21 protein-coding genes are annotated in these 14,229 nt (G+C 54.1%); 17 read left to right on the top strand and 4 right to left on the bottom strand.

Annotated features, from left to right (window positions below; all coding sequences use genetic code 11):
• The first annotated feature begins 26 nt into the window (after positions 1-26).
• The 13 genes from GCN75_RS05655 to GCN75_RS05595 all read left to right on the top strand — a co-directional run bounded on the left by GCN75_RS05655 (position 27) and on the right by GCN75_RS05595 (position 9,766).
• Complete coding sequence (locus tag GCN75_RS05655) at positions 27-623, top strand: hypothetical protein (protein ID WP_152281748.1); 597 nt, start codon at positions 27-29, stop codon at positions 621-623.
• Between the two features lie 246 nt (positions 624-869).
• Positions 870-1,985, top strand: coding sequence for a DUF3667 domain-containing protein (locus GCN75_RS05650; protein WP_152281747.1), 1,116 nt, complete (start codon positions 870-872; stop codon positions 1,983-1,985).
• 412 nt (positions 1,986-2,397) lie between these two features.
• Positions 2,398-3,156, top strand: coding sequence for a type 2 periplasmic-binding domain-containing protein (locus GCN75_RS05645; RefSeq protein ID WP_152281746.1), 759 nt, complete (start codon positions 2,398-2,400; stop codon positions 3,154-3,156).
• 556 nt (positions 3,157-3,712) lie between these two features.
• Complete coding sequence (locus GCN75_RS05640; RefSeq protein ID WP_152281745.1) at positions 3,713-3,934, top strand: hypothetical protein; 222 nt, start codon at positions 3,713-3,715, stop codon at positions 3,932-3,934.
• Positions 3,918-4,406 carry a phage tail protein gene (locus GCN75_RS05635; RefSeq protein ID WP_152281744.1) on the top strand — a complete coding sequence of 163 codons (489 nt, stop codon included), beginning with the start codon at positions 3,918-3,920 and terminating at the stop codon, positions 4,404-4,406. The genes GCN75_RS05640 and GCN75_RS05635 overlap by 17 nt, the downstream gene beginning before the upstream one ends.
• Positions 4,403-4,870, top strand: coding sequence for a phage virion morphogenesis protein (locus GCN75_RS05630; RefSeq protein WP_152281743.1), 468 nt, complete (start codon positions 4,403-4,405; stop codon positions 4,868-4,870). Before GCN75_RS05635 ends, GCN75_RS05630 begins: the two co-directional genes overlap by 4 nt.
• Before the next feature lie 225 nt (positions 4,871-5,095).
• Positions 5,096-6,334, top strand: a complete 1,239-nt coding sequence (locus GCN75_RS05625; RefSeq protein WP_152281742.1) for an HNH endonuclease — start codon at positions 5,096-5,098, stop codon at positions 6,332-6,334.
• A gap of 127 nt (positions 6,335-6,461) precedes the next feature.
• Positions 6,462-7,103, top strand: coding sequence for a phage baseplate assembly protein V (locus GCN75_RS05620; RefSeq protein WP_226941136.1), 642 nt, complete (start codon positions 6,462-6,464; stop codon positions 7,101-7,103).
• Positions 7,100-7,444: a GPW/gp25 family protein gene (locus GCN75_RS05615; RefSeq protein WP_152281741.1), complete on the top strand. Its 345-nt coding sequence runs from the start codon at positions 7,100-7,102 to the stop codon at positions 7,442-7,444. The genes GCN75_RS05620 and GCN75_RS05615 overlap by 4 nt, the downstream gene beginning before the upstream one ends.
• Positions 7,441-8,352, top strand: coding sequence for a baseplate assembly protein (locus tag GCN75_RS05610; RefSeq protein WP_152281740.1), 912 nt, complete (start codon positions 7,441-7,443; stop codon positions 8,350-8,352). The genes GCN75_RS05615 and GCN75_RS05610 overlap by 4 nt, the downstream gene beginning before the upstream one ends.
• A 4-nt stretch (positions 8,353-8,356) precedes the next feature.
• On the top strand, positions 8,357-8,719 hold the full coding sequence (locus tag GCN75_RS05605; protein ID WP_226941135.1) for a phage tail protein I: 363 nt from the start codon (positions 8,357-8,359) through the stop codon (positions 8,717-8,719).
• 21 nt (positions 8,720-8,740) lie between these two features.
• On the top strand, positions 8,741-9,163 hold the full coding sequence (locus GCN75_RS05600; RefSeq protein ID WP_152281738.1) for a contractile injection system protein, VgrG/Pvc8 family: 423 nt from the start codon (positions 8,741-8,743) through the stop codon (positions 9,161-9,163).
• 6 nt (positions 9,164-9,169) lie between these two features.
• Entirely contained in the window at positions 9,170-9,766 is a 597-nt protein-coding gene (locus tag GCN75_RS05595) for a hypothetical protein (protein WP_152281737.1), read from the top strand.
• Between the two features lie 81 nt (positions 9,767-9,847).
• Here the strand turns inward: GCN75_RS05595 and GCN75_RS05590 are convergent, their stop codons facing one another.
• The 4 genes from GCN75_RS05590 to GCN75_RS05575 all read right to left on the bottom strand — a co-directional run bounded on the left by GCN75_RS05590 (position 9,848) and on the right by GCN75_RS05575 (position 12,711).
• The gene (locus GCN75_RS05590) at positions 9,848-10,099 is read right to left on the bottom strand and encodes a hypothetical protein (protein WP_152281736.1); all 252 of its coding nucleotides are present in this window, start codon (positions 10,097-10,099) and stop codon (positions 9,848-9,850) included.
• Between the two features lie 274 nt (positions 10,100-10,373).
• Complete coding sequence (locus tag GCN75_RS05585; protein ID WP_152281735.1) at positions 10,374-11,000, bottom strand: hypothetical protein; 627 nt, start codon at positions 10,998-11,000, stop codon at positions 10,374-10,376.
• A 6-nt stretch (positions 11,001-11,006) separates the two neighbouring features.
• Entirely contained in the window at positions 11,007-12,047 is a 1,041-nt protein-coding gene (locus tag GCN75_RS05580) for a ParA family protein (RefSeq protein ID WP_152281734.1), read from the bottom strand.
• 220 nt (positions 12,048-12,267) lie between these two features.
• Positions 12,268-12,711 (bottom strand): helix-turn-helix domain-containing protein, encoded by a 444-nt coding sequence (locus GCN75_RS05575; protein ID WP_152281733.1) that lies wholly within the window; start codon positions 12,709-12,711, stop codon positions 12,268-12,270.
• 294 nt (positions 12,712-13,005) lie between these two features.
• Here GCN75_RS05575 and GCN75_RS05570 point away from each other — a divergent pair, with 294 nt between their 5' ends.
• The 4 genes from GCN75_RS05570 to GCN75_RS05555 all read left to right on the top strand — a co-directional run bounded on the left by GCN75_RS05570 (position 13,006) and on the right by GCN75_RS05555 (position 14,210).
• Positions 13,006-13,209, top strand: coding sequence for a hypothetical protein (locus GCN75_RS05570; RefSeq protein ID WP_035825594.1), 204 nt, complete (start codon positions 13,006-13,008; stop codon positions 13,207-13,209).
• Between the two features lie 37 nt (positions 13,210-13,246).
• Positions 13,247-13,435, top strand: coding sequence for a hypothetical protein (locus GCN75_RS05565; protein WP_096234259.1), 189 nt, complete (start codon positions 13,247-13,249; stop codon positions 13,433-13,435).
• Entirely contained in the window at positions 13,432-13,695 is a 264-nt protein-coding gene (locus GCN75_RS05560; RefSeq protein ID WP_046682346.1) for an ogr/Delta-like zinc finger family protein, read from the top strand. Before GCN75_RS05565 ends, GCN75_RS05560 begins: the two co-directional genes overlap by 4 nt.
• Before the next feature lie 122 nt (positions 13,696-13,817).
• Positions 13,818-14,210 carry a hypothetical protein gene (locus GCN75_RS05555; RefSeq protein ID WP_152281732.1) on the top strand — a complete coding sequence of 131 codons (393 nt, stop codon included), beginning with the start codon at positions 13,818-13,820 and terminating at the stop codon, positions 14,208-14,210.
• The last annotated feature ends 19 nt before the right edge of the window (positions 14,211-14,229 follow it).

The following is a 14,229-nucleotide window of genomic DNA, read 5'->3' as shown; positions in this document are numbered from 1 at the left end:
AAAACCCGACTCACTCATGAATGCATATGTCAATTCGTAAAGTTCACCGCCTGGCGGCCTATCTATTGCTCCATCTTGCCAATCACCTGGCGGCCATTGCCGGCGCCCACGCGCACATCGCCGTCATGGAGGCGATCCGGCCACTCTATCGGCATGCCGTAGTCGAGCCGGTGCTGCTGGCGTGCGTGCTGTTTCAATGTGGCAGCGGAACATGGCTGGTGCGGCAGAAATGGAAAGAACGCTCCGGACTGGTAGCGTGGCTGCAGGCCGGCTCGGGAATCTACCTGGCCCTGTTCCTGCTTTTTCATGTCGGTGCAGTCCTGTTCGGCCGCGCCGCGCTCGAGCTCGACACCAATTTCTACTATGCCGCTGCCGGTTTTGTGCGGATGCCATATGCATTGTTGTTTGCGCCGTACTATTTCTTCTCTGTGTCTGCCCTGTTCACGCACCTGGGCTGTGCCATGTATTGGCAAGTCCAAGCGCGCTCCCTGACGGTGCGCAGGTTCGCCCTTGGCATCCCGGCGGGAGCCGGCCTGCTGGCCGCCCTCCTGATTGACCTGGCTTTCGCGGGCATGCTCCACCCGCTCCACATTCCCGCGCAATACCTGACCATTTACCAGTAAGCCGGGCGTGACGGCACCGGGCCGGAGCACGCATGGAGGAGGCATAGCGCGTCCCTCGCCATCGCCGCATCCGCACGAAAAACCGCTGTGCTGCACGCGCGAGGTTCAGATTCAAGGCCACTCGCTGTTGGCGCTGAATTGGCACGCACTCGGCTGCGCAAACCGATTGCCGTTTTTGCCAGTATTTACTTGAACATACAGGCGCCTTGTTGCACAATCAGCCATTTTCCTGGTGAGAGATGCGCGATGAGTGACTTGAAAGCAGCCGGCGCCCTGACGATGGCAGGTGTGACGTCCAGCGAAATCGAGGGCGATAACACGCCGCAGCGGGCCAGTGCCGCGCCCATTGCGAACTGCGCCAACTGCCAGGCGCCGCTGGGCGGCGCGTTTTGCCAGGCCTGCGGCCAGTCGGCCCACATCCACCATTCGCTGCTGCACCTGGCCGAAGAAGTCATGCACGGCATCCTGCACTTCGACGCCAAGGCCTGGAAGACGCTCCCGCTGCTGGTGGCCTTTCCGGGCCGTCTGACGCGCCGCTACATCGACGGCCAGCGCAAGAACTATGTTTCGCCGCTAGCGCTGTTCCTGTTCATGGTCTTCCTGACCTTCTTCATCACCTCGTTCGGCAGCGGCAAGCTTCTCAGCCGCGACGCCAATATCGCCTCGCTGACCAACCACGCCGCGTCTGCCAAGCTCCGGGTCGAGCGCAATGAGCAGGCGCTGGCTGAAGCCCGCAAGGCCAATACCGGGGTCGCTGGGGTCGAGAAGGCGCTGGCCGTGTCGCGCAAGCTGCAACACGAAGCCGAGCAACGCCTGCTGTACGTCGTATCGCCCGAAAAAGTGAACAGTGAGGAGGCCATTGAGCTGAGAGAGCCCGGCTGGTTCGACAAGACTGTCGCCAAGATCGCATCCAGCCCACCCAATCCCGACGCCGATTTTCCGGAGCTGGAAAAAAGCTTTCGTCATGCCGCTGAGAATCCCGAGTTGGCGTTTTACAAGCTCAAGAACACGATCTACAAGTTCTCGTTCCTGCTGATCCCGATCTCGCTGCCCTTCATGTGGCTGATGTTTTTCTGGAAACGCGACGTGACCATGTACGAGCATGCGGTGTTCGTGCTGTACTCGCTGTGCTTCATGTCCTTGCTGTTTACCGTGTTGATACCGCTATCGATGCTCAACCAGGGTTGGCTGATCGGATTACTGGTGTGCCTGGCGCCGCCCCTGCACATGTTTCTGCAGCTACGCGGCACCTATAACCTGGGCAAATGGGGCGCGCTGTGGCGCACTTGCATGCTGCTGGTAGTGGCCAACATCGTGTTTTGCGTGTTCATTGTGCTCGTGTTGATGAAGAGCGTGCATTAGCAAGTACGAGGACAGGTCTGCTATTCGGATACGGGCTGCTGCACTTGCTGTACAAGCTGGCTCAGTTGAAGACCTAATTGGAAACACGAACGTGCGCCCTCGGCGCGAGGGGCTGCCGCGCAGCGGCATTCGGGGCGGGCTGAACCGGTAGGCCCGGCCCTTCGAATCTCACACATAGGGCACGAAGGCGCGCTGCGTGTGAGATTCAAATATCTAAGTTTTAAGGCTTTCAAACCGCCATACGCCAACCGTACCTACCGGACTACCTACGCATAAGAATCGCTACAAAAAGTCTTTGTATATCTGCACCAATACGATTTGGCTATGAAAATCAAATGTAGGCTGGAATGGCGTGCAGCCGCATGGCCGCGCGCATGGCATCATGCGCGCATAACATTAACTATGGTGACACATGGAGCAATTTCATTTCCTGGTAGGCGAATTCAAAAAGAACAGCCCATTTATTCCTGCCGCCGTCAGCGCGCAACTATTTGCCTGGTTTGAGCAGGTGGGCGAGCGCGTTGATCGCTACGGCAGCAAGACCGGCAAGGTCGTCAAGTTTTCGCAGAAAAACTACGAGAAAACCCTGTTCGCACCTGATGCCGACAGCATCAGCCTGTATTCGCCTCGGGTCGTACCACCCGACGATATAGACGAGTGGGCGAACTGCGACGTTCTTGCCCTGTACTCAAATAGCTCTTCGCTGATGCTGGCTATCAACGCCAGCAAACTGCCGCTGGCACAGCTATTTCAAAGCGCGGAGGGCATATCTGGCTTGCTCGATCATTGCGATTATGTGTACGGCTACAGCGAAACGCTGGGCTATGGTGCGGGTTACGCAGGCGGCTATCGCATAATCGATGAAGCCCATCCGTTTGTACCGGCCAGTTCCGATCCTGGCAATAACTGGGGCGCCATCAAGCGCAACGGGCTGCAGTATGAGCACATACGCGACGTATATCCCATCAGTATTTTCAGCCAGTCCAGACTCGACGCGCTACCGCCGGAGCGTCAACAGGCATTGCGCCAGGCGATGCAGGCATATGGCAACAGTAATACGCAAGACGGCAGGACGCACTGGATTTTAAGTGGCGAGGAAGAGGCGGCGGCCCGGAGCGACCTGCAAGCGCACGCCATGCTGGATTCCTTGATCGACCCACGCAGCCGGTAAGGGCTGCAACCTGTTTGCAACTTGCATTCCGAACCGGCTTGCGCATTTCCGAACCAGTTGCCCTGGACTGGTTCGGAAGTGGACTTAGAGCGCGGCGGGTTCGATTCCCGCCGTCTCCACCACTGAATTATTTAGAATCAAGTAGTTAGCAAGAAGGAGGCTGTCATTATTGGGGTTGTTTTTGGGCTGTTTTAGCCTGGGAATGACAACAAAATGACAGCCTTTTTTGTTGGAGTATCCCCTTCCTAGCGCCCTCTGCTTACATACGTTTACTTGCATCCGGCTGACCTACCAGCTGGACTGCTTCGCGCGTCAACTCTTCAGATAACAACCGTCTTTCACGTGCCATGTAATTATTTTTCTTATTTGTGTGAATGTGTGAAATTTCACAAGATTTACACTGATACTATGAATCAATTATCCAAAAAAAATTCTCCAAGCTTGAAAGCACAAAACCGATAGTATCCCCCCATGAAAATAACATTGATTTTTAATTAACAAAAAACAAATGCCGCATTGATAATTTTTCTTCATTTTCGATGTAGATGGCGGCGCTGTGCGCCTGTCAATCCCCGTCGCCAGCGGCCAGTGCGCCGCCACTGCAGATCCCACCTTTACCGCAGACCATCGGATTGAAGCGCGCGCCGAACTTGACCCGGCGACTGCGGCAGCTCTTGACGCCATTGCCGGCGACGGCGACGACGTCACCCGCCAATTGAACGCCTGTATCGACGCCTACAACACCGTGCGGAACACCTACCATGTACAAACCGAATAGCCTGCGCCAGCACCTGGCCGCCGCCATCCCCGACCTACAGGGCGATCCCGACCGCCTGCTGGTCTTCGCCGACGAGGGCAACGTGGTGGCGTCGGCCACAGCCTCCCTCTCCTTCGAATACCGCTTCAAGCTCAACCTGATCGTCACCGACTACGCGGGCGACGCGGACGCCATCATGGTGACCTTGATCGCCTGGCTTAAAGTCCACCAGCTCGACCTGATGGCCAACGAGGAAGCCCGCAAGCACGACATCGCCTTCGAGGTGGATTTTAATAACCACGAAACGGTCGACATTTCCATCAAGCTGGACTTGACCGAGCGCGTGGCCGTCAAGGCCGGCGAGGCGGGCCGCCTGGACATCAAGCACCTGGCCGAGATACAGCACATGCCCGCCTACGCGGACGAGTTCTGGAAACTGTATGACGGCGACACCCTGCTGGCGGAATGGCGCACGCCCGAGGCCACGCCATGAGCGACGACCTGCATGCGCTGGAAGCTTGGGCCGGCGCCCTGCTGGCCAAGCTGCAGCCGGCCCAGCGCCGCGCCATCAATCACAAGGTGGCCATCGACCTTCGCCGCAGCCAGGCACAGCGCATCAAGGCACAACAGGGTCCGGATGGCACGGCTTACCCGGCGCGCAAGCGGCGCAAGGAATTCAAGGGGAAGAATGGGCGTATCAAGCGGCAGAAGCCGGCGATGTTCGCCAAGATCCGTACCGCCAAACACTTGACAGTAAAAACGAGCGGGGACCAGATCGAGGTCGGGTTCTTTGGCTGGGTGGCGCGCGTGGCGCGGGTACATCAGTTTGGACAGCAAGAAAATACGCCCAAGAAAAGAGCGGCCTGCAAGTACCCAGAGCGGCCACTATTGGGATTTAGTGAGCTGGATCGGATATCAGTACGCGAGTCACTTCTACATCAAATGGAGCACAAATAAAACATATCAATGAAAAATTCAGCTGACATTAGTTGCCAAATGAGTTAGAGTTATCATTTAATAACTTCAGTCACTTGAAGTGATTTCCGTAAAAAATCATCTTTTTACAATAATCCACGTTCACAATTTCTTAAAAACATGGATTTTCTACTTAACATAAAAACCCTATATGCTTTTCTCAAATTACTTCACAGACAAAGCATCATAAATTAACTGGAATAGATTATGAAATGTATTATATGCAGAACAAATGAGTATAAAATGTCTGATGAACATGTTATACCAGAATCCCTTGGTGGTTTTTACCACATATATTCCGTCTGTGAAAACTGCAACTCTACAATGGGTAGCAAAGTCGATGCTCCACTAATCAATCACAAATTAACTGAATTATACCGCTTCTCCGAAGAAATAAAAGGTAAAACAGGGAAAATACCAAATCCATTCTCTGGAGTATTTAATGAAGAAAACAACAAAAAAAATAAAGCAATAGTTAATATTGATGCAAATGGGAAATTAAAAATCTCACCTCATCCAATAATTAGAATTAATGAAAATAATGGCTTAATAACATCCATTGAAATTGAAGTGGACTCGGAAAATGAAGATGAAATTGATCGAATTTTATCGAAAACCTTAACGAGAAATAAAATTCCGCAATCAGCAGTTATTAAAAAAAATAAGAAAGAAGAATTTAAATATAGCAACTTTGAAACAAGATGGAATATAGACACCATAGAATTCAAAATTGGCATACTTAAAATTGCTTACGAATTTGCCATGGATAGCATCGAATCCTATATCAACAACGAAACATCAATTGAAATTTCAAATATAATAAAAAATGTAAATCACGAAAAAGCAAATGAGTATTTGAAAATTAACTTTGACACTGATGCATTTTCTGAATACGGAAAATATATAGATTTAAATAGCAAAAAACATTATTTAATACTTACGCAAACAGATGACGGATTAATATGTTTCGTTAAATTACATGGAACTTTTTCTGCGGCAGCAATACTTTCAAAAGACAAAATATTAGACGCAAGTGAAACAATCTTCGGAATAAATGACATTGAAAAAAAATTCTTTGAGAAATTAATGGTCGGTGAAGTAGTAAATAAATGCTTAGGGCCAGCACATACAAGATTCGGATTTTACTCCAACTCTTCAAATAAATCATTTTTAGAAAATTCAGAAATAAATTCACCCGACTTTAATTGCGAATTAAATAGCACTGGCGATATCATAATTTACAATAAAAATGGAGATCACCACCCAAATAAATTTATTGAAATATTAAAAAAATCAAATTATACGGAAAAAACAGAAGGGGCATGGGATATAACCCTTTTTGACTTAGGCGATAATTCTGAATACTATATAAAATCCGAAAAATCAAAAAAATTATTTCAGGTTGTCCAATATGAAGTCAGCAGGGAGAGAATTTTTAAAATATAGCCCTTTACTTACAATGATAAATTCAAGGAATTTTACAAAAAAACAAATAAGAAAAGTATATAGCTAGCGGTTACTAAGCCACATATTAACCCACCCCCGCGTGCATTTGCACGCGGACTTCGGCAACATGCACTGCATGAACGCCGACCTGTCCGACCTCCTCCGCTTGCTGCAAAACCTGATCCGCCTGGGCACCATTGCCGAGGTCAAAGGGGCCAAGGCGCGCGTGCGGCTCGGGCCGACTCTCACCACGGAATGGCTGTACTCGGCCACCCCACGCGCCGGCAGCACGCGCACCTGGTCGGCGCTCACCGTCGGCGAACAGGTCATCGTCTTTTCCCCAGGCGGCGACCTAACACGCGGCATCATCCTGCCGGCGCTGTACTCCCAGGAATTTGACGCGCCCGAATCCAGCCCCACCATTCACACCGCGCATTACCCGGATGGCGCCGTGGTGCAGTACGACCATGCGGCCCATTCCCTGACGGCCACCCTACCCGGCGGCACCGCCACCATCACGGCTGACAAGGTCACGTCCAACGCACCCAGCACTATCTGCACGGGCGACCTGACCGTCATGAAAAACCTGATTGTCATGCAGTCCGCCACCGTGGAAGGCGCCACCACCCTGAACAGCGGCGTGGCCATGGCCGTGCAAGGGACGATCCAGGCCAGCGAGGACGTGCTGGCCGGCGCCATCAGCCTGGCCAAGCATCCGCACGGTGGCGTCAAGGCCGGCGGCGACCAGTCGGGCGGGCCGCAATCATGATGGGCATGCACGCGGCCACCGGGCGCAGCCTGACGGGCCTGGGCCGCCTGCGCCAGTCGGTCACAGACATTCTCACCACGCCCATTGGCTCGCGCATCCGGCGCCGCCGCTATGGCTCCGAAGTGCCCGAGCTGATCGACCAGCCCCTGAACAGCGCCACGCAGTTGCGCATCTACGCCGCCACGGCCTTTGCCCTGCGCCGCTGGGAGCCGCGTTTGCAGCTCGCCAGCGTGCAGCTCACGCGCGACACGGACGGCGCCATCGCCCTGCTGCTTGATGGCACGGCGAATGGCCAGGGCATCACCCTGTCCGTTCCCGTCAAGCAAGTGGGCATCGTATGAGCACGCCCATCGACCTGACCCAGTTGCCCGCGCCCAGCGTGGTCGAGGTGCTGGACTTCGAAACCATCCTGGCCACACGCAAAGCCCACTTGGTGAGCCTGCGGCCGGAAGCCGAGCGCGCGGCCGTCACGGCCCTGCTTGAGCTGGAGTCGGAGCCAGCCACCAAGCTGCTGGAAGAGAACAACTATCAGGAAACCATCCTGCGCAACCGCGTCAACGATGCCGGCAAGGCTGTCATGCTGGCGTTTGCCCTCGATGGCGACCTCGATCAACTGGGCGCCAACGTCAACGTGGCGCGCCTGGTCATCACGCCGGCCAATCCCAACGCCCTGCCGCCCGTGGCCGCCGTCATGGAAGACAACGACGCCTATCGCCTGCGCATCCAGGAAGCGCCGGACGGCCTGTCCGTGGCCGGCCCGAAAGCCTCCTACGAATTCCACGCCCGCAGCAGCGACGGCCGCGTCAAGGACGCGAGCGCCACCAGCCCGGCGCCGGCGCACGTCATTGTCACGGTGCTGGCCAACAACGACACGGGCATCGCCGACGCCGCGCTGCTGGCCACCGTGGCGCGCGCGCTCAACGCCGAGGAAGTGCGCCCCTTGGGCGACCGCCTGACGGTGCAAGCCGCCCAGGTCATCGACTACCAGATCGAGGCCACCTTGTTTATCGGCGTCGGGCCGGAAGTACCGATTCTGCTGGACGCCGCGCGCGCCTACGCTGCGCGCGTGTCGCAGCCGCGCCGCCCTCTGGGCCACAGCATCTACCGTTCCGCCTGCAGCGCCGCCGTCCACGTCGAAGGCGTGCGCAAGGTCGTCTTGACCAGCCCCGCGGCGGACATCGAACTGAACGCCACCCAGGCCGCGCGCTGCACGGCCATCAAACTGAACGTGGTCGTGCTCGATGAATAGGACCGTGCCGACACTGCCGCCCAACACCACGGCGCTCGAGCGCACCATTGCGGTAGCTTGCGCCGAGCTGGTCAACGTGCCCGTGCCGCTGCGCGAGCTGTGGAACGCCGACCGCTGCCCGGTTGCCCTGCTGCCGTTTCTGGCCTGGGCCTGTTCCGTCGACCGCTGGGACGACAACTGGCCCGAATCGATCAAGCGCGGCACCATCAAGGCGTCCTACTTCATCGTCTCGCCGCGGCTGATCAATCTGACCTTGACCCTATGCCGTGGCGACGAGAGCGACCAGCTCGACATTTCCCTGGATGACAGCGACGGCAAACTGGCCCTGCCGCCGCGCGGTGCGCAGATCGCCCTGGCGCTGGGCTAGCAAGCGTCCGGCCTGGTGGACATGGGCAAGTTCACCGTCGACGAGGTGGAGCACAGCGGCGCGCCCGACACCATCACCCTGCGCGCCAGGTCGGCCAACCTGATCGACACATTCAAGCAGCAGCAGGAACACAGCTTTCACAAGACCACCTTGGGCGCCATCATCGAGGCGATTGCCTTTCGCAACGAGCTGGCGTCGGGCGTGTCGGCGCGCCTGCGCGATACCGCCATCGAGCACATCGACCAAACCCACGAAAGCGATGCGGCCTTCCTGCGCCGGCTGGGCAGGAAATACGACGCGGTGGCCACCGTCAAGAATGACACCTTGCTCTTCATCCCCATCAACCAGAGCCGCACGGCCAGCGGAAAGGCGCTGCCCGTCATCCCCATCACGCGCGCCCTGGGCGATGGCCACCGCTACCACAGCGCCGAAAGCGACGCCTAAACGGGCGTGCGCGCCTTCTGGCACGACGAGCGCTACGCGCGCCGCCGCAGCGTCGTGGCCGGTGTGCCCGGTAACAGCAAGCGCCTGCGCACCACCTTTGCCAACGAAACGGATGCGCGCGCGGCGGCCGTGGCCGAATGGCAGCGCATCCTGCGCGGCCTGGCCACCTTTGAAATGAGCCTGGCCCTGGGCAACCCGGCCGTGTTCCCGCAATCGCCCGTGACCGTGAAAGGCTTCAAGCCCGAAATCGACGCCACCGAATGGCTATCGGTCAAGGTCACGCACAACCTGGGCGGCAACGGTTTTACCACGCGCGTGGAGTTTGAAACGAAGACGGAAGCGGTGGAGGCAGAACGCGAGGACGAGAAAGACCCGGACGAAGGCATCACGGGTGTGGTGGCCAAGTGGAAGGACGTGGCGGCGAAGAAGAAAAAAGCGGGGCAGGAACAGGCAGGCGCCACCGGCACACTCAAGACGCTGGAGCATCTTTACAAGAGCAAGCAGGCCGCGAAGCGGGCGGCGCTGCATGCATGGAAGCATATTCAGGAAGTGCGCGAGATCATTCGTGAGAATAGCGAAAAGTCTTCGATACCTGAGCAGTAACGGAAGGTGGAAATTACAATTACTAAGGGTGAGCAGCTCTGCCTCAAAAGACTTATTTTGACAATGAGCGAATATTATCGCTCAAATTTTCAAACGTAACGATATGTGCGGAACTTCAACTTTATTGCTCAGATTCTCCTCAAGATTTCGCGCTGCTATCACGGTATCAAGTTCCTGCTCAGCAATTTTCAGTCGGACTAAAATTGTATCCATCGCAGAGAATAATTCTGGACTTAAGTTATTTCGCCACAAGTCCCGAATTTGCAGCCGACAGTTGAGTAAAACCATTATCTCCTGCTGGAGCATCATTTGTTTCTGCGTATATGCGTTCATATCCGTCCAACTCCTACTAATGCGTTTGAAGGCATGGTCTGCCATTCTGACACAGGCCCAGCTATGCGAATCCTCAAACTAAAGCCTGTGCGTAAGCTCAGCGTCAGTACGCATAAGCAAACGCAACATAGTTAGTCGAGCGGCATTTCCAATTAATACATAGTTTTCTGTGAGCCTAAACCTCACGACTGAGATCGTGTCCGAATGGCAGATCTGGCCCAACCACTAGGATCTGGCCTCACCACCATCGCTAGACTTAAACCAAACCTAGACGCTAAACTACTGAATCCAAAGCATGAACTAGATCATGAATAAATTTGGTAACGATTGCAACATCGTCCTGCGTAATTGGCCATGGAATCCTTGGAACCGTTGGCTGTAAATCTCCTTCGTGTACGATTTTATTACGGCGCCCAACAACCTGCATCAACTGTTTCTTAATCCTTTTAGCATCCTCGTCCCTAGTTTGCAAACTGGAACCTAAGTGTGTTGCAACCTCGATCCAAAGTGGAATCCCAGAACACATTCTGACCCCCGAAGCAATATTGTCAGGGTACTGGAAAGTTCTACGCGAAAGTTGCTCACGCACAGTGAGATCGAATGCTGCACTTGCATCAGTAGGTGATGCAGCAGTCCGGACACGCTCCATCGTTTCTGCAGGCACAGCAAAGGCTAAATAGCCAGAGCAAGAAGGCAGTCTTCCTTCAAAAATGCCCAGCATCTGCTGGGCTACAAGTTCATGCACATATAAATCTAGTGCACTGACACGCGCTGCCCACTCCGCACGTAATATTTCATCTGGTCTAAGGACAGCAGCTGCATTCCTTGATAGATAGGCGTGTACTACTGAAAGGTGGTCACAGCGCGCCCACACGTCTTTGAACTGATCAATTGCAAGCATGGTTACTTATGCGATTAATTTAAGAAGGCGATCCGCACATTCCGAAAATGCTTTCTTGAACAAATGCATGCTCTGTTCAGTTCTTTCCCATACCGCACCTTCTTGATCAGAGTGCTTCTGCTCTAACGCAAATACTGGAACTTGATGCTCTTGCGAGAAAGCAATCAAGCTATTAAAGTCTGCCACTTCCATTAGCGGCTGCCAAGGTTCGATCCCTGACCTCGTAGCAAAATCCCTTTGATTAATCATCCCAGCCTGTTCTAAAGCAGGGATTAGCGTGTCTTTTAGCCCACTGCTAAGCTGATTAATCCACTTTTGAAACGCCGCTGAAGCGCGACCGTTTCTTGGTCTATATTTCTGTATTACAGCACCAGCAAATTTCGCCTTCGGTTTAGGAAATGGATAGTCGGCCCTTAACAGAACATCGATGCCATATGCAGTATTTGCCCATGCCTGCCAACGCGGCAAGGCTCTCGCAAGGGAACTTAGAGCCATCGCAGAGAAATAATCTGGATGCAACGGAACAATGAAGAAATCTGACGTGGTGAGAAGGTTCTGATTAAGGGCCCCCAAACTCGGACTCATATCGACCAGTACAATATCAATATTGTACTTTACCATCGTTGCATCGAGCATGAAGCGGAGTGAGCCAGGCAGATTCCTCAACGGCAACAAAGAACCACTTAATTCTTGAGCTATTCCGAGCGTTGTCTCGTATTCAGAAAGACCAATATGGCCCGGCAACAAAAACAAATTATCTAATCCCCCGACTTCCACACATTCAGCCCCAATGACCTGACGCGGTTGCGATTCAAATGCTGGCGCTAATGCATCCTTAACGTTATTAGCCGGATTAACACAATAAAATCCATCAAGATCGTCAACTCCTTTGAACCCCAAGACCATACCAGTCAAATTGCATTGGGGGTCAAAATCAGCTAGAAGGACGCGCTTTCCCTTCAAGGCAAGCATCCAACCAAGATTAAAAGCGGTGGTGGTTTTGCTTACTCCACCCTTGTGATTAAAAAGACAAATAATCGTTCCCATAGAACTCCTTTGTACAAACTACATTTTTCCGCATAGGTAAAACTCGAATTCGTAACGTTCTACCAAGTGGCTCATATAACAACAGATTTCACAATAGTCTCAATTTTCGTCCTGGCCATTGTGCTCACTGGTAACTAATCGGCCAGCATACCAACGGCAAAATATGCTTACCAATCAGGTAGCCATTACAATAAGCATAAGAGGCTGAATAATTTGCAGACTATTTTTCCTTTTTTCGTCCGCTGCCGACCACATTAAAAGTCTGTGGCCCAATGATATTTCCCACGAAATTTTGCCCAATCTTGCCGTGGGTTTCAACGTGTGGGGCATTCCCTACTTGGGATGCCGAGGGCGTTGGCGAGCGCATGCCGCTAATCATCCCGAGCACGCCTGCTTTCCCGCGAACGTCCATACTTCGATAACCGGTCAACAGTTCATGTTCGTCCTCAGGCAACGCTGACAACGCATGTTCTCCTGTCAGCAAATACAACACATCTACTCCAGCCGCAGCAACGGCGGCCAAATAGTCAGAATCTGGCGTACGGGAGCCGTTTTCATAGTTGAACTGGGCACCCTTTTTTACCCCACCAAGGGCAGCAAACTCGTCCTGATTGAGGCCGAGGCGCTTCCGTTCTTCCTTAAGACGATCAAAAAAATAATTCATTTGAGTACAAACACCCTTCAAAATCACTCAAATGAGTGATATATTTACGCCATTCCGTAGCGATTACAGATCATAACATTATGAATAATTTGTCAAAAGTCGGTCGTACTGCCAAGGGCGTCACGTCACGCCCCCTTGGCGTCCGCTTGACCCCTGCTGAGGTGGATGAGGTCGAAGGCTACGCAGAGAAACTTGAACGCCCCCGTGCCTGGTTTCTACGCTTCCTGATCCTGCGTGGCCTCGCCGACTACAAGCGCGAACTCTCATCCAAACCCACCCACTAAGGACCACGTCATGTACCCCGATGCAAAACGTATTCGCAAACATACAGTCGCGCTGCGCCTGGACGATTACGAGCACCAGCTTGTTTCCTCGATCGCCAACTACCAGGGCGAAGAGCTTGCGGTGCTGGTGCGCCAGATCGTGATGCGTGAAGCCTTGGCCGTGATCGCCTTGGATGACGCCACCATCGACAGCGTACAGCGTCGTAGCGTTTAAACCGAGTCACTTTTGAGCAACTCTAAAGTTACAGAAAATGCCAGACCATCAAATTCACCTCAATGACGAAGAGCGCGCGGTGCTGGAACTCGTGCGCCAACGCCAGGGGCTGGCAAGTATCGACCAGGCGGCTGAATGGCTCGTCAAGTCCCGCTTACGCAAGCAGTCAAAAAACATGACAGGTCGCGGTCGCGCCCTGTACCAAGTGGAAAGAAAGCTGAAATGAGAGTCATCGGCCTGCCCTGCCCGCATTGCGAATACACCGTCCGCGCTGTCAAAAGCCGCACGATGTCCGCCATGTTCAAGGAAATCACCTACATGTGCCAGAACCCGGACTGCGGGCACTCCTTCGTGGCCGGCCTAGAAGTGCTGCGCACCCTCTCGCTGTCCGCCATGCCCAAGCCAGATATCCGCATTCCGATGTCCCAGCATGCGCGCGCGGCGGCCACCAGTCAGCTGGCCCTCGATCTGACGGCGGGCTGCTGATGACGATCCCGCTCCTCGCGCCGCCGTAGCCCGGCTGCCGTAACTCCCCTCTCTTTTGCTGTGCCCTGCAGCGCTCCTTTTTGAGCGTGCGGGCTTCGTTCAACCTGAAATAAGGAAAACCGATGGAAAACACGCTGCACGCCACCAGTCATGCCGACCAATCCATGGCACCTAGCACTCCCCTGCAAAATTGTATTGTCCCCGTGGCACCAACGTGTTTTCTGCTCCAAGCCAGCGCGGGCATCGGCATCGCGACGCTGACCGCCCGCATCCATGAGATTGCCAAGACCTATCACGCCTACGGCGCTGCCAATCTGACCTTCATCGTCAGCGATGCGCAAGCACTGGAGCGTGACGGCTTTTTCGCGCCAGCCAAGCAGCGTGCACTGGTCGGCAAGCTGCCCATCGAGGTGAACTACCTTTTCGCCAATGAAGCGGGTTCCCGTCACTGCTGCGGCACATCGCACACGCTCCCGTACTGGGCAGAACATTTTTTCAAGCCAGGGGCACGCTGATGCTGCGCCTGGCCAAAAC

Origin of the sequence: Janthinobacterium violaceinigrum, assembly GCF_009208555.1 — a bacterium.
Classification (GTDB): domain Bacteria; phylum Pseudomonadota; class Gammaproteobacteria; order Burkholderiales; family Burkholderiaceae_D; genus Janthinobacterium; species Janthinobacterium violaceinigrum.
Note: the sequence above shows the minus strand (reverse complement) of the source record. Positions and strands in the feature narration are given on the sequence as shown.